The sequence below is a fragment of the Leucobacter celer subsp. astrifaciens genome (assembly GCF_001273835.1).
GTDB lineage: Bacteria > Actinomycetota > Actinomycetes > Actinomycetales > Microbacteriaceae > Leucobacter > Leucobacter celer.
The window spans coordinates 32,821-50,735 of the sequence record NZ_JHEI01000134.1; the positions used below are offsets into that span (position 1 = coordinate 32,821).

Annotated in this window: 17 protein-coding genes; 5 read left to right on the forward strand and 12 right to left on the reverse strand. The window is 69.8% G+C overall.

The window, feature by feature from the left end:
- Positions 1-249 precede the first annotated feature (249 nt).
- The 5 genes from AMS65_RS04195 to AMS65_RS04215 form a co-directional block, all read right to left on the reverse strand.
- Complete coding sequence (locus AMS65_RS04195; RefSeq protein ID WP_162231749.1) at positions 250-2,673, reverse strand: LuxR C-terminal-related transcriptional regulator; 2,424 nt, start codon at positions 2,671-2,673, stop codon at positions 250-252.
- Between the two features lie 252 nt (positions 2,674-2,925).
- A complete protein-coding gene (locus AMS65_RS04200; protein ID WP_053382934.1) occupies positions 2,926-3,228 on the reverse strand; it encodes a chorismate mutase in 303 nt (100 codons plus the stop codon).
- Between the two features lie 11 nt (positions 3,229-3,239).
- Entirely contained in the window at positions 3,240-4,526 is a 1,287-nt protein-coding gene (locus AMS65_RS04205; protein ID WP_053382935.1) for an adenylosuccinate synthase, read from the reverse strand.
- A gap of 80 nt (positions 4,527-4,606) precedes the next feature.
- Entirely contained in the window at positions 4,607-5,026 is a 420-nt protein-coding gene (locus AMS65_RS04210) for a DUF3151 domain-containing protein (RefSeq protein WP_053382936.1), read from the reverse strand.
- 96 nt (positions 5,027-5,122) lie between these two features.
- The gene (locus AMS65_RS04215; protein ID WP_053382937.1) at positions 5,123-5,611 is read right to left on the reverse strand and encodes a YajQ family cyclic di-GMP-binding protein; all 489 of its coding nucleotides are present in this window, start codon (positions 5,609-5,611) and stop codon (positions 5,123-5,125) included.
- A gap of 343 nt (positions 5,612-5,954) precedes the next feature.
- Here AMS65_RS04215 and AMS65_RS04220 point away from each other — a divergent pair, with 343 nt between their 5' ends.
- From AMS65_RS04220 to AMS65_RS04235, 4 genes are all read left to right on the forward strand, one after another.
- The gene (locus AMS65_RS04220) at positions 5,955-7,310 is read left to right on the forward strand and encodes a dicarboxylate/amino acid:cation symporter (RefSeq protein WP_053383322.1); all 1,356 of its coding nucleotides are present in this window, start codon (positions 5,955-5,957) and stop codon (positions 7,308-7,310) included.
- A 209-nt stretch (positions 7,311-7,519) separates the two neighbouring features.
- Positions 7,520-7,948 (forward strand): YciI family protein, encoded by a 429-nt coding sequence (locus tag AMS65_RS04225; protein WP_053383323.1) that lies wholly within the window; start codon positions 7,520-7,522, stop codon positions 7,946-7,948.
- A gap of 176 nt (positions 7,949-8,124) precedes the next feature.
- On the forward strand, positions 8,125-8,553 hold the full coding sequence (locus AMS65_RS04230) for a YciI family protein (RefSeq protein ID WP_053383324.1): 429 nt from the start codon (positions 8,125-8,127) through the stop codon (positions 8,551-8,553).
- A 52-nt stretch (positions 8,554-8,605) separates the two neighbouring features.
- Positions 8,606-9,880, forward strand: a complete 1,275-nt coding sequence (locus AMS65_RS04235) for an RNA polymerase sigma factor (RefSeq protein ID WP_206541964.1) — start codon at positions 8,606-8,608, stop codon at positions 9,878-9,880.
- Positions 9,881-10,004: 124 nt separating this feature from the next.
- Here the strand turns inward: AMS65_RS04235 and AMS65_RS04240 are convergent, their stop codons facing one another.
- Genes AMS65_RS04240 through AMS65_RS04250 form a run of 3 tightly spaced genes read right to left on the reverse strand, consistent with a single transcriptional unit; the run spans position 10,005 to position 12,021 of the window.
- Positions 10,005-10,718: a hypothetical protein gene (locus AMS65_RS04240; protein WP_053382939.1), complete on the reverse strand. Its 714-nt coding sequence runs from the start codon at positions 10,716-10,718 to the stop codon at positions 10,005-10,007.
- 14 nt (positions 10,719-10,732) lie between these two features.
- Positions 10,733-11,656: an ABC transporter ATP-binding protein gene (locus tag AMS65_RS04245; RefSeq protein WP_053382940.1), complete on the reverse strand. Its 924-nt coding sequence runs from the start codon at positions 11,654-11,656 to the stop codon at positions 10,733-10,735.
- Entirely contained in the window at positions 11,653-12,021 is a 369-nt protein-coding gene (locus tag AMS65_RS04250; protein ID WP_053382941.1) for a GntR family transcriptional regulator, read from the reverse strand. Before AMS65_RS04250 ends, AMS65_RS04245 begins: the two co-directional genes overlap by 4 nt.
- A 222-nt stretch (positions 12,022-12,243) precedes the next feature.
- Between AMS65_RS04250 and AMS65_RS04255 the strand changes: the two genes are divergently transcribed.
- Complete coding sequence (locus tag AMS65_RS04255) at positions 12,244-13,053, forward strand: siderophore-interacting protein (protein WP_053383325.1); 810 nt, start codon at positions 12,244-12,246, stop codon at positions 13,051-13,053.
- 472 nt (positions 13,054-13,525) lie between these two features.
- Here AMS65_RS04255 and AMS65_RS04260 read toward each other — a convergent pair whose 3' ends face one another.
- The 4 genes from AMS65_RS04260 to AMS65_RS04275 form a co-directional block, all read right to left on the reverse strand.
- Positions 13,526-14,398, reverse strand: coding sequence for a response regulator (locus tag AMS65_RS04260; protein ID WP_053382942.1), 873 nt, complete (start codon positions 14,396-14,398; stop codon positions 13,526-13,528).
- On the reverse strand, positions 14,395-15,738 hold the full coding sequence (locus AMS65_RS04265) for a sensor histidine kinase (protein ID WP_083451474.1): 1,344 nt from the start codon (positions 15,736-15,738) through the stop codon (positions 14,395-14,397). The genes AMS65_RS04260 and AMS65_RS04265 overlap by 4 nt, the downstream gene beginning before the upstream one ends.
- 325 nt (positions 15,739-16,063) lie before the next feature.
- Positions 16,064-16,972, reverse strand: coding sequence for an ABC transporter permease (locus AMS65_RS04270; protein WP_083451475.1), 909 nt, complete (start codon positions 16,970-16,972; stop codon positions 16,064-16,066).
- Complete coding sequence (locus AMS65_RS04275) at positions 16,969-17,841, reverse strand: ABC transporter ATP-binding protein (protein ID WP_053382943.1); 873 nt, start codon at positions 17,839-17,841, stop codon at positions 16,969-16,971. Before AMS65_RS04275 ends, AMS65_RS04270 begins: the two co-directional genes overlap by 4 nt.
- Between the last annotated feature and the right edge of the window lie 74 nt (positions 17,842-17,915).

Consider the following 17,915-nt stretch of genomic DNA (forward strand, 5'->3'; position numbering starts at 1 on the left):
ATGACAAAAACACCAATAGTCCGCCTACCCCATTCACAGGCAGAGCTATATCCCCACGCCTATCCAATCGGACGGGTGGGCAGGCCGCCTAGACAAAGGTCGAATAATTCACCCTGTTCTTCACCCTTCGGCCAGCATTGCGATCACGCGCAGGCAAGGACCGTGGTGTCGCCGCACGCGGCCCGACGCGCGGCCCGACGCGCAGAATCCGGACGAGAGCCGCCCGGAACGACGGCCCGCCCCGTCGCTTCAGGCCGCCGGCTCCTCCAGCAGGCCGAGCACCGCGGCACGGGTGAGCGCCGCCTCTCGCGACGACACCCCGAGCTTGCGGTAGACCGTACTCAACTGCGATTTCACCGTGTTGCGCGACACGTAGAGATTCGCGGCGATCTCGTCCAGCGCCCCGGTCTCCGCGAGCGCGGCGAGCACCGCGTGCTCGCGCGGGGTCAGGGTCGCCACCGGCGCTGCCTCGTCCGCCGGTACGGACTCGCCGCCGACGAGAGCGACGATCGACTGGGCGACACCCGCCCGGAAGAGCGCCGCGCTCAGGGCGTCCCGATCCCGCGCCGCGACGGTTCGCAGCGGAGCACGCAGCTCCGTCGCCCGGATCAGCTCGGCGATGCGCCGAGCCACCGCCTCGGCGTCCCGGTGATGACCGGCTCGCAACGCCGCGCACGCCAGCACCAGCTCGGCCTCGAGGCGGTTCCGCGGCGTCGGGTGGGCAGCATTGAGCACCCGCTGGGCGTTCGTCGCGGCTGCCACGGCACGATCCAGCGCCAACTCGGTCCGTGCAAGGGAGAGCCTGCCGGACGCGCTGTGCTTCGCCGAGCGCGCCGCGATCCGCCTGGCCGCGATGGCGTCCCCCGCCGCGAGATGCAGCTCGGCCTCCGCCGCATCCAGGAGGCTCCGGGCCATCGCGGTTCCGGGTGCCGACCCCCGTTGCTCCCGCAGACGCTCCAGCCGCATCAGCCCCACATCGACATCGCCCGCGAGACGGTCGCGGCGAGCCCGGACCAGCGCGTAGAGCGTCCAGTGCTCGATGATATCGACGATCGGGCCGGCCGCTGCGAGGTGCCGCTCCGCAGTATGCGGATCCCCGTTTTCGAGTGCCACCACCGCCATCCCGAGGTTGAAGAAATCGGCCGGGCTCGAGTCGCGCCAACCGGCCGGCCATTCGGCTTCGTCGGCCTCGGCCAGCAGTCGTCGCGCGAGCGGCAGCTCCCCGCTGAGCGCGGCAAGGCCAGCGCGCAGGGAGAGCGGATCGACCCGATCGGCCCTCCCGGCCTCGATGTGCTTGGCGTCCGCGAGCTCGAAGTTCCACCGAGCGAGCTCGAGATCCCTCGCGTAGAACGCGGCGATCCCCAAATGGACCTGCAGCATCGGCCCCATCCGACCCAGCGCGGCGAAGTCCTCCTCGGCCAACGCAGAGAGATCCTGTGCTGCCCGACGGACCAGCGGGAGCGAACGGCTGGAGAACGGGGTGAGTCGCAGCGCGGCGGCTTCGAACGCCCGATACACGACGCGTTCGCGGTGAAGCCCCCGGCTGGGGTTCACCCGTTGGAGGACGGCCTCCGCGGCGAGCAGCTGCAGGGCGCGCGGACGGGTTCTCGGGTCCATGTTGGAGAGCAGTATGAGCATCACGACAAGAGCCGGATACCCGCGGAACAGCGATACCGGGACCCGCCTGAACGCCGCGTAGGTCTCGTCGCGCAACTCCAGCAGCTCGACCATGTTGGCGAGCACGACCTCGGTCGCCAGAACGGGGTCCTGCCAGTCCAGTGCGGCGTGCAGCGCTTCCAGCGGGGCCCTCACCATGAGCGAGACGCGCACCGCGTCGGCGGCGAGACGACGGCGTTCCGATGCCCCCACGCGCTGTTCGGCCTCCTCAGCCAGCACGCCGCGCATGAAGGCGTGCATGCGCAGCCAGTCGCCGTCCCAGCCTGCCAGTCCCGCCTGGTCCAGGTATTCGGGCAGGTCTTCCGGGAGCCCCCACGCCTCGAGCACCGCACGATCGACCCGCGGCAGGAGCGAGACGCGCAACGCCGCTTCGTATCGTCCGGGATCCTCGCCGAGTTCATCGCGCAACCGGCGGCGCAGCCGTTCTCGAGCACCCGATGTCCGTCGAAGGGCGTCGTCCATCTCGGCGCGCACCGCGATCGCGAGCCCTTCGGACCGCTGCAGCACGTCCCGCCGGGCATCATCGTCGTCGAACAGACCGGCGTCGCGGAGCTCCTCGAGCGTGATGCGCAGATCGGCGGGTGCGATGATGTCGAGCCCTGCATCGGAGACCGCCGCCAACTCTCGAGCGGTGCGTGCGCTTCTCGTGGCCACCACCACGCGGAGCTCCGGGTGCTCATCGACCAGTCTCCCGAGCCGTTCGAGGTGCTCATCATCGATGCGCTCGCCGGCATCGATCACGAGCACGCCACTCCCCGCTGCGGCGAGAGCCTCGATATCGGGCAGCGGCAGCCGGCCCCCGTCCGGCTCGCACCAGAGCAGGGCCGTATCGGACCTGGCAGCCCACGAGGCGATCAGCGTCGTCTTGCCCGCCCCGACCGGACCGTGCACGACGGTGACGTCGGGCCAGGCGGAGAGCCGCTCCAACAGGCGCGGCCGGGGGAACGCGCTCGCCGGCATCCTCGGGGCGCCGCTCTTCCCGCGAGTCTCTCCCACATCCATCACCCCCTGTGCGCGTCCCCGTCGTCGGGGTCGCGCCGTCCGAATCGGTTCCGCGGCGCACGAGATCCCGGATCCCGTTCCGGTTGTCCCGCTCTCCTGCTCCGACAGAGCGGCACCGTTCGCGCGACTGCTCCAGCTGCGCGGAGGCGCTTGCGCACACCGAGCACGATGCCTCCAGCCGCAAGAGTACTCCGAGCACGCGATCGGAGGAAGGGCCCGGTGGCCGGCGGAAGCCGCCGGCCCGCGCTACCCGCCCGCCCGATCGGCGATGTGCCGGTGGTGCTGGATCACCTCTGCCACGACGAAGTTGAACCACTTCTCCGCGAACTCGGGGTCGAGGTGCGCGTCCTCGGCGAGCGCTCGCAGCCGCGCGGTCTGCCGCGCCTCGCGCGCGGGATCCGAGGCCGGCATCTCGTGGTCGGCCTTCAGCAGGCCCACCTCCTGGGTGCAGCGGAAGCGCTCTGCGAGCATGTGGATCAGTGCCGCATCGATGTTGTCGATGCTGGCGCGCAACTGCTCGAGTCGTTCCTGCGGCGTCGGGTCGCTCATGCGACCGCCCCTCAGCCGAGCAGGTCGTGGCGCACCACGACCTGCTCCCGCTCGGGGCCCACGCCGATGGCCGAGATGCGGGATCCGCTCATCGCCTCGAGCGCGAGGATGTAGTCCTGCGCATTCTTCGGCAGATCCGCGAAGCTCCTTGCACCGGAGATGTCCTCGCTCCACCCCGGGAACTCCTCGTAGATCGGCTTCGCGTGGTGGAAGTCGCTCTGGTTGACCGGCATCTCGTCGTGCCGCACCCCGTTCACGTCGTAGGCGACGCAGACGGGGATCGTCTCGAGCCCCGAGAGCACGTCGAGCTTCGTGAGCACGAAGTCGGTGACGCCGTTGATGCGAGCCGCGTAACGCGCGATCGGCGCGTCGTACCAGCCGCAGCGGCGCGGACGGCCGGTCGTCGTGCCGTACTCATGACCCACGCGGGCCAGGTGCTCGCCGCTCTCGTCGAAGAGCTCCGTCGGGAACGGGCCGGCACCGACACGGGTGGTGTAGGCCTTGACGACCGAGATCACGCGGTCGAGCTGGTGCGGGGGCAGTCCCGATCCCGTACTGGCGCCGCCCGCGGTGGCGTTCGAGGAGGTGACGAACGGGTAGGTGCCGTGATCGATGTCGAGCATGGTGGCCTGGCCCGCCTCGAACAGGATCGTCTGATCCTGCTGCATCGCCTCGTGCAGCAGCAACCCAGTGTCGCACACCATCGGCTCGAGCATCTCCCGGAAGCTCAGCAAGTCCTCGGTGACCTCCTCCGGGGAGATGGCGCGCCGGTTGTAGATCTTGACGAGCACCTGGTTCTTGAACTCGAGCGCCGCCTCCACCTTCTGCTGCAGGATGCTCTCGTCGAAGATGTCCTGGATGCGGATGCCGACGCGGTTGATCTTGTCGGCGTAGGCCGGGCCGATCCCACGCCCCGTGGTGCCGATCTGGCGCTTGCCCAGGAAGCGCTCGGTGACCTTGTCGAGCGTGCGGTGGTAGGCCGTGATCACGTGGGCGTTGGCGCTGACCTTCAGCTTCGACACGTCGACGCCGCGGCTGCTCAGCGCATCGAGCTCCTGCTTGAGCACACCGAGGTCGATGACCACGCCGTTGCCGATGACGGGAACGACGCCGGGAGTGAGAATGCCGGACGGGAGCAGGTGGAGCGCGTACTTCTCCTCGCCCACGACCACGGTGTGGCCGGCGTTGTTGCCGCCGTTGAACTTGACGACGTAGTCGACGCGGCTGCCGAGCAGATCGGTCGCTCGCCCCTTCCCCTCGTCACCCCACTGGGCACCGGTGATGAGCACTGCGGGCATCTCAGCCCCTTCCTTCGGCGTAGGCAGTTACCGAGCCAGTCTAGCGAGACCCGCCGACGGGGCCGCCCAGGAACGCCGCCTCAGCCCGCGGACGCCTCGATCTGCGCAATGGCCTGCGGATCCGCGCCGTCGAGGAACTCGGTGAGCCGATCCACCTCGCTCTGCTCGCCGATACGACCGGCCGCGCGACGCAGTGCGTAGAGGGCCTGCAGCACCCCGCGGTTCGGTTCGTGGGACCACGGCACCGGCCCGGCGCCCCGCCACCCCGACTTGCGCAGCGCGTCGAGCCCGCGGTGGTAGCCGACCCGCGCGAAGGCGTAGGCCTCGACCTCGCGCCCCTCGGCGTCCGCGACATCGGCGAGGACCGCCCAGGCCAGCGGCGACTCGGGGTGCGCCCGCACCACGGCTTCGGGATCCGCGCCCGGCAGCAGTGCGGCAGCAGCCGCGGGATCCTCGGCCAGCAGGGTGGGCTCTGGGCCCAGCAGGTTCTCTCCGACCATGATTCTCACTCGCTTCCCGAGGCGCCGCTCGAGCCGCGGAGCCTCATCGGGGTAGGTCCCGCGAACCGCCTCGCGGCCGCGGGGTGACGGGCAGGACTACCGGAAGTTGACGAACTGCAGGGCGACATCCACGTCGGCGCCCTTGAGGAGCGCCATGGTGGCCTGCAGATCGTCGCGGCTCTTCGAGCTGACGCGCAGCTCGTCGCCCTGGATCTGCGATTTCACGCTCTTCGGACCCTCGTCGCGGATCAGCTTGTTCAGCTTCTTCGCAGTGGCCTGATCGATGCCCTCCTTGAGCTTGGAGTCGATGCGGTACTCCTTGCCGCTGGCGTAGGGTTCGCCGTTCTCGAGCGCCTTGAGCGAGAGTCCGCGCTTGATGAACTTCGACTGCAGCACGTCGAGCACCGCGTTGGCGCGCTCTTCGGTGTTCGCCTTGATCTGGATGGAGTCGCCGCTCAGCGAGACATCGGCCCCCACACCCTTGAAGTCGTAGCGCTGCTCGACCTCCTTGCGGGCCTGGTTCACCGCGTTCTCAACCTCCATCGAGTCGATCTTGCTCACCACGTCAAACGAAGAATCAGCCATGCACCCAGCGTAAACGAAACGCGGAGCGTTTCGTAGCTGGGTGCACCCGCCGCCACGCGGCGCATGCGCCCGCCCCGCGTCGGCGCACCACACCCCCGAAGGCCGAAAATCAATGCCAGACATAATCTGGGCGAATAGTTTGTTAGGATACTCGACGGCTCGGGCGCAGTGGCTCCGCGGTCGGGCGGGAGATCCGCGCGCGCCGGCGGATCCCGCGCCCTTCTTCTTTCCCACTCCCTCCGAAAGGAACTCGAACGTGTCCGCAACCACGGCAGATCCCCAGCAGGCCCGCCGCCTGCCCAAGTGGGTCACCTCCTTCGGCTGGCAGATCCTCGCGGCCCTCGTGCTCGGCCTCGTGCTCGGCGGCATCGCGATGTCGCTCGGCTCCGACGCCGAGGGCAACCGGAACGGCCTGCACGCCACCCTCGCCACGATCGGCAGCGGCTACGTCTCGCTGCTGCGCGCCGCCGTCGTGCCGCTCATCTTCACCGCGATCGTGTCGAGCATCGTCGGCCTGCGCCGCGTCACCAACGCCGCGCGCCTCGCGGGCCAGACCCTGCTGTGGTTCGCCATCACCGCGCTCATCGCCGTGACCATCGGCATCGTGCTCGGCGTCGTGCTGCGGCCGGGCGCCGCGGCCTCGCAGGCGGAGCTCCAGACCGGCGATCCCTACACGGTCGGCACCTGGTGGAACTTCCTCACCGGCCTCATCCCCTCCAACTTCCTCGGCCTCACGGTCGGCGGCTCGGCCGACCTCGAAACCGGCGCGCTCTCCGCCAGCCCGGGCTTCAACGTGCTGCAGGTCATCGTGATCTCCGCTGCCGTGGGCATCGCGGCGCTCAAGATCGGCGAGAAGGCCGAACCGTTCATCCGCCTCACCGAGTCGGCGCTCGCCGTGATCCAGAAGGTGCTGTGGTGGATCATCCGCATCGCCCCCATCGGCACGCTCGGCCTCATCGGCAACGCGGTCGCCGAGTACGGCTGGGACAAGATGGGCTCGCTCACCTGGTTCGTCGTGGTGCTCTACCTCGGCCTCGCCCTCGTACTGTTCGTGGTCTATCCCGTACTCGTCAAGGCGCACGGGCTCTCGATCCGGCAGTACTTCTCGGGCGTGTGGCCCGCGGTGCAGCTCGGCTTCGTGAGCCGGTCCTCGATCGGCACGCTGCCGCTGACCGAGCGCGTGACCGAGCGCAACCTGGGCGTGCCCCGCGGCTACGCCTCGTTCGCCGTGCCGCTCGGCGCGACCACCAAGATGGACGGCTGCGCCGCGATCTACCCCGCGGTCGCCGCGATCTTCATCGCTCAGTTCTTCGGCATCGAGCTGACGATCGTGCAGTACCTGCTGATCGTGCTCGTCTCGGTCGTGGGCTCGGCCGCCACCGCCGGCACCACGGGCGCGACCGTCATGCTGACGCTCACCCTGTCCACGCTGGGCCTGCCGCTCGAGGGCGTCGGCCTGCTGCTCGCGGTCGACCCGATCATCGACATGGGCCGCACCGCGGTCAACGTCGCCGGTCAGGCGCTCGTGCCCGCCATCGTGGCGAAGCGCGAGGGGATCCTCGATATCGATCTCTACAACGCACCCCGCAAGGGTCTCGCCTTCGACAACGACGATGTGGCGGCGGGCGAGGCTGCAAGCTCCGCTTCCGGCCCGTCGCCCGACGAGATCCGGGATCCGGAGCCCGCGACCCGCGCGTAGCGCCCCGGCGAACTCAGGAGTCCCGCGTGGCTGCTTCCTCCGATCGGAGGAAGCAGCCACGCGGGACTCCGCGTTTTTCGCGGACGAACCCGGGGCCCGCCGCAGGCGAGGCCCGCGATTCCTCCGCTTGGGTGTCGATCCCCGCTGTTCCCATTCGACGTCTTCAGTGAGAGGGTCGAGAGGAATCCTCCCCGCGAATGGAGAACACCATGAAGTACATGCTGATCATGCGCGACACCGAAGAGGCGTACCAGGCCTCGCAGGAGGTGCCGTTCGAGGAGATCATCGAGGCCATGGGCCGCTACAACGAAGCGCTGATCGAGGCCGGTGTGTCGACTGGAGGCGACGGACTCGCACCGCCCGAGGAGGGGTTCGTGGTCGACTTCTCGGCCGATCCGCCGCTCGTCACCGACGGGCCGTACGGCGAGACCAAGGAGCTGTTCAACGGCTTCTGGATCCTGGAGGTCTCCTCCCGCGAAGAAGCCGAGGAGTGGGCCAAGCGCTGCCCGCTCGGTCCCGGCAGCAAGCTCGAGGTGCGCCGCATGCCGAGCATCGACGAGTTCCCCGAGATGGCCGAGTGGGTGGAGAAGGAGCAGGGGCAGCGCGAGGAGCCGGAGGGCACGCCGGCGCAGTCCTAGAACGCCGAGAGACTCGGGATTCCGAGCAGCCCGCGAGAACGTACAGCACGGTGTCGATTCGGGCGGTTCCCGATCGACGTCTTCAGTGAGAGGGTCGAGAAGCGGCCCGATCCGAAACCAGAAACCCGAGACCCGAGACCCGAGACCCGAGACCCGAGACCCGAATGGAGAACATCATGAAGTACATGCTGATCATGCGCGACAGCGACGAGGCCCTGGCGGCATCGCAGGAGGTGCCGTTCGAGGAGATCCTCGAGGCCATGGGGCGCTACAACGAGTCGCTCATGAAGGCCGGTGTGATGGCGGGCGGCGAGGGCCTGACCCCGCCCGAGGAGGGCGTCGTCGTCGACTTCTCGGCCGATCCGCCGCTCATCACCGACGGACCCTACGGCGAGACCAAGGAGCTCTTCAACGGCTTCTGGATCCTCGAGGTGTCCTCGAAGGAGGAGGCGGTGGAGTGGGCCAAGCGCTGCCCCCTCGGCCCCGGCAGCAAGCTCGAGGTGCGCCGCATCCACGCCGACGAGGACTTCCCTCAGGACAACGAGTGGGTGCAGAAGGAGAAGGGCTGGCGCGAGGAGCTCGAGGAGAAGCAGGCGCGCTCCTGACCCTCGCTCGACGGGACGGGGCACCCGAATGGGCATCCGAATGGGAACCCGAATGGACACCGAGGAGACACGGCGCACGGTCGCGGCGGTCTGGCGCATCGAATCCGCGCGGATCGTCGCGACCTTGACGCGCTCGGTCGGCGACTTCGGGCTGGCCGAGGATCTCGCACAGGAGGCGCTGGCCGACGCGCTGGCGCAGTGGCCGGAGGCGGGTGTGCCGCGCAATCCCGCGGCATGGCTCACCGCGGTCGCGAAGCGGAAGGCGATCGACCACTGGCGGCGCAGCGAGCGCTACGATGCGCGGATAGCCCTGCTCGCGCAGGATCTCGAGCGCGACCCGGCCGGAACCACGGGTGCGGCCGACGCCGCGGACGGCGATCCGTGGGATCCCGACCGCATCGACGACGAGGTGCTGGGCCTGATCTTCGTGGCCTGCCACCCGGTGCTCGCGCAGCAGGCGCAGGTGGCCCTCACGCTGCGCGTGGTCGGCGGCCTCACGAGCGAGGAGATCGCGCGGGCATTCCTCGTGCCCGTTTCCACCGTGCAGCAGCGCATCGTGCGGGCGAAGAAGACGCTCGCGGCGGCGCACGTGCCGTTCGAGGTGCCGGGGCGCGACGAGTTCCCCGAGCGTCTCGCCGGCGTGTTGAGCGTGCTCTACCTGGTCTTCAACGAGGGGCACACCGCGAGCGCCGGGAACGACTGGATGCGTCCCGAGCTGGCTCGGGAGGCGGTGCGGCTGGCCAGAGTGCTCGTCGGCCTCGCACCGCGCGAGCCCGAAGCGCTGGGGCTGCTCGCCCTCATGGAGCTCACCGCGGCCCGCTTCCCCGCCCGGGTGACCGCGAGCGGGGAACCGGTGCAGCTGGACCGGCAGGATCGCACGCGGTGGGACCGCTCCGCGATCTCCCGGGGCCGGGCGGCGCTGGCGCGGGTCGACGCGCTCGGACGCGGGCGCGGCCCCTACGCGCTGCAGGCATCGATCGCCGAGTGCCACGCGATCGCGGCATCGATCGACGACACCGACTGGGAGCGGATCGTGGTGCTCTACGAGGCGCTGGGGCGCATCGCGCCGTCGCCGGTGGTGGAGCTGAATCGAGCCGGAGCGGTCGCGATGGCGCGCGGCCCCGAGGCCGCGCTGCCGATCCTGGATCGGCTCGAAGCGGCGGGATCGCTGCGCGGCTACCATCTGCTCCCGGCGACGCGGGCCGAGCTGCTGCGGCGCTCCGGCCGGGAGGACGAGGCCCGCGCGGCCTTCGCCGAGGCGGCCGCCCTGGCCCGCAACGAGCGGGAGCGGGCGCTGCTCGAGACGAAGGCCGCGGGAAGCTCGTAGTCCCGCGAACACGCGGAGTCCCGAATGGCTGCTGACGCTACGGGGGAAGCAGCCACTCGGGACTCCACGTCTGCATACGGCCGGGGCGCAACACCCGGGGCGCAACACCCGGGGCGATGTCCCCCTACCGCACCGAGGCGCGGCGCATCGCGAACCAGGTGCCGACGAGCGAGACGAGGATGACCACGATCACTCCGAGCGCCACCCCGCCTCCGGTGAGGCCCATGAAGATCTCGCCCAGGTTCGGGGCGATGAGCAGGAGCGTCACCGCGAGGCAGAGACCCAGGCCGATGCCCATGATGGCCGGCCCCTTGTTGCCGAACCGCACCCACACCGAGGCAAAGAGGCCGCCGACGGTCAGGCAGAAGAGCACGCCGAGGAAGGCGCTCACTCCGAGGATCAGCGGGTTACCGGCGCCCGTCAGGTGCACGTCGAGCACGTAGACGCCGATGAACCAGTGGTTCGTGGCCAGCTCCACCCAGAGCAGTATGAGCATCAGCGCCGTGATGTAGAGCGCCTGCAGCGTGTTCGCGAGCATCGTGCCGAGGATGAAGTTGCGGCGCGTCGTCCCCAGCGCGAGCGCGAAGGGGTAGGTCGTGGCGACGGCCTGCACGCCGTAGTAGACGAGGAATCCCGGGAGCGACCAGAGGATCGCCTGGTTCCAGCGCGCGCCCTCGATGTACTCGGGAGACATCGGGTCGGCTCCGGTGCCGCGCTGGATCGCGATCTGGATGATCACGGTCACCACGAGCACGAAGCCCAGGATGATGGGCGGCACGCTCACGTAGGTGCTGAGCTTGTTCAGGTGAAGCCTCGTCACCTTGAGGATGCGGTTCATGATGTGCTCCCTGTCTAGCGCGCACTCGTGAGTGCGGTGGAGTCGGAATCTGGCTGGTCGGCCTGCTCGGCCTCGCCGAGGCCGTAGGCGGCGACGAGGTCCTGCAGCGACACGGGGCTGATCTCGAGCGCGAGCCGCGCCGCGGTCTCGCGATCCTCGTCGTTCAGCACGCCCTGCACGACCGCGGTGCCGAGCCCGCCGATCGAGCGGGTGGAGAGCGCCTCGCGGCCACGCACGAACTCCTCGACCGCCGACGCGCGGCCGGCCACCTGGTAGGAACCGCCGCGCAGCTCCTCCACGTCGGCGTGCCGCACCACGCGGCCGCGATCGAGGATCACGACGCGCTCGAGCAGGCGGTCCATCTCGTCGATGAGGTGCGTCGACAGGATCACCGTGCGGGGGTGCGCCGCATAGTCCTGCAGCAGCTCGTCGTAGAAGATGTGCCGCGCTGTGGCGTCGAGCCCGAGGTAGGGCTCGTCGAAGAACGTGATGGGCGAGCGCGAAGCGAGTCCGAGCACGATGCCGAGCGAGGAGAGCTGACCGCGGGAGAACTTCTTGATGACGGGCTTCGTCGGGATGCGGAAGAGCTCGATGAGCCGGTCGGCGGTCTGCTGCGACCAGTTGGGATAGAAGATCGCCGCCGCACGGATGGTGTGCTTCAGCGTGTAGTCGTCGGGGTAGCGCTGATTGTCGCGCACGAAGCACATCTGCTCGATGGTCTCGGCGCGCTCGAACGGGTCGTGCCCGTGCACGCTCACGGTGCCCGAACTGGGACGGTCCTGCGCGGTGATGAGCGACATGAGCGTCGTCTTGCCCGCGCCGTTGCGGCCGAGCAGCCCGGTGATCACGTTCTCCTGGATGTCCAGGGTGACGTCTTCGAGCGCCGTCGCGCCCCGGTAGCGACGGGTGAGGCCGCGTGTCTCGATTGCTGCGGTCATGATACTGACTCCTTCGCTTCCTTCTCGATGAGTCGGACGATGTCTTCGGTGGAGAGGCCCAGTGCCTGCGCCTCGGTGAGGAGCGGGGCGACGTAGTGATCCACGAAGCCCTGCTGACGCTCGCCCGCGATGAGCGCCTTCGCGCCGGTCGACACGAACATGCCGATGCCGCGCCTCTTGTAGAGCACCCCGGCGTCGACCAGGCGGTTCAGCGCCTTGCCCGCCGTTGCCGGGTTGATGCGCAGGTACGCCGCGAGCTCGTTGGTGGAGGGCACCTGCTGCTCCTCCTCGTACACCCCGCGGAGCACGTCGTCTGCGATGCGATCTGCGAGCTGCAGGAAGATGGGGCGCGTGTCGTCGAACACCCGGCACCTCCGTTCTCCGCGGGTCTCGGGGATCCTCGAATCCCACTCGACCTCCCTGGTTCATTACTTCACTAATGAACCTACGCACCGAGGCTGATTCTGTCAAGCCGCTTATTCATCTCCGGCCGCGAGCGCGACCATTCACCCTTGCGGACATTCATCAGATGAACTAGCTTGGGGGTGCTCTACGGGCGGACGCTCGGAGCGGTCGAGAGGATCCCGATGCCCAGCAGCAACATCGCCGTCACGCACACCGACCTCGGCTTCGTCACCGCGGAGGTCAGCCGAGCCGAGCGCATCTCGCCGAGTTTCGTAAGGGTGACCGTGGCCGGCGAGGATCTGGCCGGCTGGCGGCACCTCGGCTTCGACCAGTGGTTCCGCCTCGCGCTGCCGGTGGCGGGTGAGGCCACCCAGTTCGAGCGACTCGCGAAGCGCTTCGACATGCGCGGCTACCTGCGCTATCTCACGCTGCCCAAGGCCACTCGCCCCGTAATCCGCAACTACACCGTGCGCGAGTACCGGCCCGAGGCGGGCGAGCTCGACATCGACTTCGTCGTGCACACCTCGGATGACCCCGCGCACTCCGGCATCGCCGGACCCTGGGCCGAGTCGCTGCCGGTGGGCGAGCGAGTCGCGCTCATCGACCAGGGGTGCGGCTATCGTGCCGTCGAGGGGGCACGGCGCGTGGTGCTCGCCGGCGATGAGAGCGCGCTGCCGGCGGTACTCGGGATTCTGCGCGATCTCCCCCGGGACGCTGTCGGCGACGCGATCATCGAGGTGCCCGACGCGGCCGATCGCCAGCCCGACGCGGCCCCCGACGGCGTGCGCGTCGAGTGGGTGGAGCGCACGAGCGGCGGGGTGGGCGCGGCCGCGCTCGAGGCGCTGCGCGGACTGCCCGCGTGGGACGAGCCGGTCTCGGCGTTCGTCGCCGGCGAGCAGAAGCTCGCGACGGGCGGGCGCAGGCACCTCGTCGCCGATCGCGGTGTGGCGAAGTCCGCGGTCGACTTCTGCGGGTACTGGCGGGCGGGCTGAATCCACCGCGCACAACCCTCGAATTACACCGGTGTAATTTGTCCACAGGCACGACCGGGGCCTGTGGGTAACCGAGAGCGCCGGATCGCCGATCTCGGCGACAACCCCCTCTTCAGCAGCGGATTCACGCGGATCCCGCCCGCTCCAGCGGTGAATTACACCGGTGTAGTTTATCCACAGGTGTGCATAGGGGCTGTGTGGAAACTGTGGTGAAGGGAACCGCGGAACCGCGGATGAGGCCCGCCCGAGCGGCGGCATCGCGCGGATCCGGCGCGCAGTCACCATCGAATTACACCGCTGTAATTTATCCACAGGTGTGAGTGGATGCTGTGGACACCTGCACTCGGAACGGCCCGGAACGGGATCCCTCGATCCCCGCCGCACTGTCGCACTGTCGCTCAGCCGCGCTGTCGCACTGCCGTTCTGTCGCTCTGCCGCGCCTCCTCTCGACCTGCCCGAACGCTTCACCCGTTCAGATGAGGCCCCACTCCATCGCTCGGATGACCGCGCGGGTGCGATCCGAGACCTCCAGCTTTTCGAAGACGTGCAGCAAGTGGGTCTTCACCGTCGACTCCCCAATGAAGAGCCGCGACGCGATCTCCGGGTTGCTGAGGCCCTGGGCCACGAGCGCGAGGATCTCGCGCTCCCGCGGCGTCAGCTTCGGCACGGGAGCAGCGCCGGATCCGGAGGCTCCCGCCTCGCCGTCGGCTGCGCCGTTCTTCGCGCTCTGAGATCCCCCGCGCGCCGCTTGGGCCAGCGCCGCGGCGACCGACGGCGCGAGCACCATCTGCCCCGCCGCGACCGCTCGGATGCCGGCCGCCAGTTCCTCGGCCGGCGCAGCCTTGACGAGATACCCGCTCGCGCCCGCCTCGATCGCGGCCAGGATCTGGTCGTCGTCCTCGTACGTGGTGAAGACGAGCACGCGGGGGTTCGTCGCACCGGCGGAAAGCGCATCGCGTTCTCCAGAGAACCGCGCGGTCGCCGCCGATCCGGCCCCGATGGGCTCGGCCTGGATGGACTCGGCATCGCCGGGTTCGGTACCGACGGGTTCGGCGCCAACGGGTTCGGCGGCGACGGGCTCGGCATCGCCGGGTTCGGCACCGCCAGGTTCGGCGGCGAGGCTCAGGTCCGCCTGCACGATGCGCCGCGTCGCCTCGACTCCGCCGATACCCGGCATGCGGAGGTCCATGAGCACGACGTGCGGTAGCGCCCGCGCCGCGAGGGCGACGGCCTCCTCCCCCGACGCGGCCTCGGCGACCACCTCGAAGTCGGGTTCCGTGTCGAGCAGGCCCACGATGCCGGCGCGCACGATGGGGTGATCATCGGCCACCAGTACTCGGATCATGATTCCGCCTTCTCCTCTGCGCCCGCGGCGCTCGGCTCCACGTCCGACGGTACCCGAGACGCCTCACCCGGCAGCCGCACTTCGAGCCTGGCACCGCCCGCTCCGGCCTCCCCGAAACGCACCTCGCCGCCCACCTCGCGCACCCGCTCGGCGAGCCCGCTCAACCCGAAGCCCCCGAGCCGCATCCGCTCGGGATCGGGGCCCACCCCGTCGTCCTCGACCAGCAGTACGACCCCGCCCTCCGCAGGCGCAGTGAGCGTGAGCAGCACACGCGACGCACGCGCATGCTTGCGGGCGTTCGCCAGTCCCTCCTGCGCCGCGCGCAGCAGCACGACCTGGTGCTCCCGATCCAGCGAGACGGTGTCGAGTGCGCACTCCACCCGCAGCCCCGCATCAGCGCTCAGGCGGGCCGCGACCCGCTCGATCGCCGCCTCGAGCCCGCCGTCGCCGAGCGGCTGCGTGGTCGCGACGAGCGCCCGCGCCTCGCCGACCGCCTCGCGCGCCGCCTCCCCGACGCGGGAGAGGCGATCCCTCGCCCGCTCCGCATCGCCGCTGTCGAGGGCCCGCTGCGCCTGCTCGCTCAGCATGACGAGCCCGGCGAGCGTCTGCGTGAGCGTGTCGTGCAGTTCGCGCGAGAGCCGGTCCCGCTCGCGCCCGGCGCCAGCCTGCTCGGAGAGCGCCGCCACCTCGGCCTGCGAAGCGCGCAGCTGCTCGGCGAGCGCACGATACCGCTCCCCCTGCGCGAAGATCCGCGAGATCCACGTGCCCATCACCACGGCGAAGGTGAACGAGAGCACCACGATCGCCGAGGCCTCTCCGAATCCAGCGAGCACCCCATGCCGCTCGAAGGCTAGGAGGAACCCGGCCCCGACGGCGAGCGCCAGCACCGCACTCCAGATGACGGCGTCGCGGTACCGGGCGATGATCGTCCAGATCATCGGATACGCGAGCGCCTGCAGCGTCGCGTAGCTCGGCAGGATCGCCGTGGCCGCGCCGACGATCAGCACGAGCACGCTCAGGTAGACGAGGTCGGACGGACGCGCCGGCTCCTCGCACACCGCCCGCCGGAGAGCGGAGCGCCCCAGGCAGAGGTACCAGACGACCAGCAGCGCGAGCACTCCGAGCGTCGTCGCCAGATCGAGGAGCGAGCCGGGGTCCTCGTCGAGGACGACGTCGAGGTAGCCGATGACCCCCATCACCGCGACGGTCGCCGCGACGCCCAGATCCCACCACAGCAGCGGACGCCGCCGCCTCGCCACCTCGCCGATGTGCGGCAGCGACTGCGATGCGGGCGGCTGCGATGCGGCCGATCCCGCGCTGCTCGACGTCACTGCGTTCATGTTCTCACCCTCTCACGGACCACTGACGACTGGTCGAGATCGCGCTTCTGCCCAGCACGCAGCATCCCCGCCTCTGCGAGAGGCGACCGAGATGCCCGCTGTACGTATGGGATCTGCCGAAGATATGAGGTTCTGGCCCGAGACGCGCATATCATCGGCAGATCCCAGATATACGGCCACCGACACCGCCGGCGCGTTACACCCCTAGGACCGCTGCGGCAGTAGCCGCACCAGCGACGCACGGCAAACGCTGACGCGTCTGCTCTATGTGCGCTGCGGCAGTGGCCGCACCAGCGACGGTCGGCGAACGCTGGCGCGTTCGCCCCTAAGACCGTCGCTGCCATCTGAACGTGAGGCGGCTCGCCACGAGGCCGACCACCAGCCAGACGCCGAGGTTCAGCGCCACGAGGCCCAGATCCCACGAGCCCGACTGCTCGAGCGCCGCGAAGTCCTCGGGCAGGAACACCGAGCGCATGCCCTGCGCCAACCACTTCAGCGGGAACGCCGAGGCCACGTTCTGCAGCCACTCCGGCAGCATCGTGAACTGCAGGTAGACGCCCGAGATGAACTGCAGCAGCAGCACGATCGGCAGCACCACGGCGGTCGCGCTGCGCGACGAGCGCGGCACGGCGGCGAGCGCCACACCCAGCAGGGTCATGGTCGCGATCCCGAGCACGAACAGCCACGCGAAGCGCAGCCAGAGCGCGGGATCGCTCGGCAGCTCCACGCCCAGCACCAGGGCCGCGAAGGCGAGCAGCAGCGCCGTCTGCGCCAGCGAGGTGAGAAGGATCATGCCCGCCTTGCCCAGGAAGTACGACACCGGCGACATCGGGGTGCCGCCCAGCCTGCGCAACCACCCCTCACCGCGCTCCCGCGCGATGTCGACGGCGAGGTTCTGCACTCCCGAGAGCAGCAGTCCCGCGGCCACCATGCCGGGCAGGTAGTACGCCGCCATGGTGACGCCCGGCGCGATCTCGCCCATCGATTCGAAGGCGACGCCGAAGATGCCGAGCATCAGGATCGGGAAGAGGAAGGTGAAGAACACCGTGTCGGGGGTGCGGAAGTACCCGCGCAGTTCGAGCAGCACGGTGCTCCACCCCGCGCGCAGGATCCCGGGAGCACGATGCCGCGGGATCGGAGCGGGACCGTCCGGGCGTGGGACCGCGCCGGATCTGGCATCGGCCGCGGGGGACGGCGCGATGCGCGCCCCGGAGGTCTCGGGTGTCGTGCTCATGATTCCGCTCCGATCAGTTCCAGGTAGATCTCCTCGAGCATGGGCCGCCGCACCTCGAGCTCGGCGGGCTCGTCGCCCGGCAGCCCCGCAGCCGAGGCCTCCTCGCACAGCCGCGCGACCAGCCGCCCGGGAGTCGCGGTGCGCTGCTCGCGCAGCTCGCCCGAGGCGTCGCGCCACCGCACCAGCGGCACTCGGGCGTCGGCGCCCCCGAGCTCGCCGGGCGGCGCCTCTGCCGCGATCCTGCCGTTCGAGAGCACGCCGACCCGGTCGGCGAGGTGCGCGGCCTCGTCGAGATAGTGGGTGGTGAGCAGGATCGCGGCCCCCTCCCCGGTCAGGCTCTCCAGCATGTCCCAGAACTGCCTTCTGGCCTCGGGATCGAAGCCGGTGGTCGGCTCGTCGAGGAACAGCAGCTCGGGGCGGCCCACGATTCCGAGCGCCACGTCGAGACGGCGTTGCTGGCCGCCCGAGAGCTTGGCGGCGCGCTTGCCCGCGTGCTCCGTGAGCCCGACCAGGTCGAGCACCTCGTCGACGCCTCGCGGGTGGGGATAGAGCGAGCCGAAGTGCGACACCAGCTCGCGCGCCGTGTAGGGGCCGAGGTCGCCGGTGCTCTGGGTGACGATGCCGATGCGGGATCGCCAGGCGCGGCTCGCAGTCAGCGGATCCTCGCCGAGCACGTCGACCGTGCCGGCTTCCGGGCGCCGGATCCCCTCCAGGATCTCGATCGTCGTGCTCTTGCCCGCGCCGTTCGGCCCGAGCAGGGCGTAGGTCTCGCCGGGGGCGATGTCGAGGTCGATCCCGCTCAGGATCGCACGATCGCCGTATCGCTTGCTGAGGCCGCGCACCCGCACGGCCGCTCCACTCTGATTCATGCTTCCAGCCTGCACTCCGGGCGCGCGCGGCGGCAGCGACCGACCGTGCGATTTCCGCATCCACCGATCGGTGG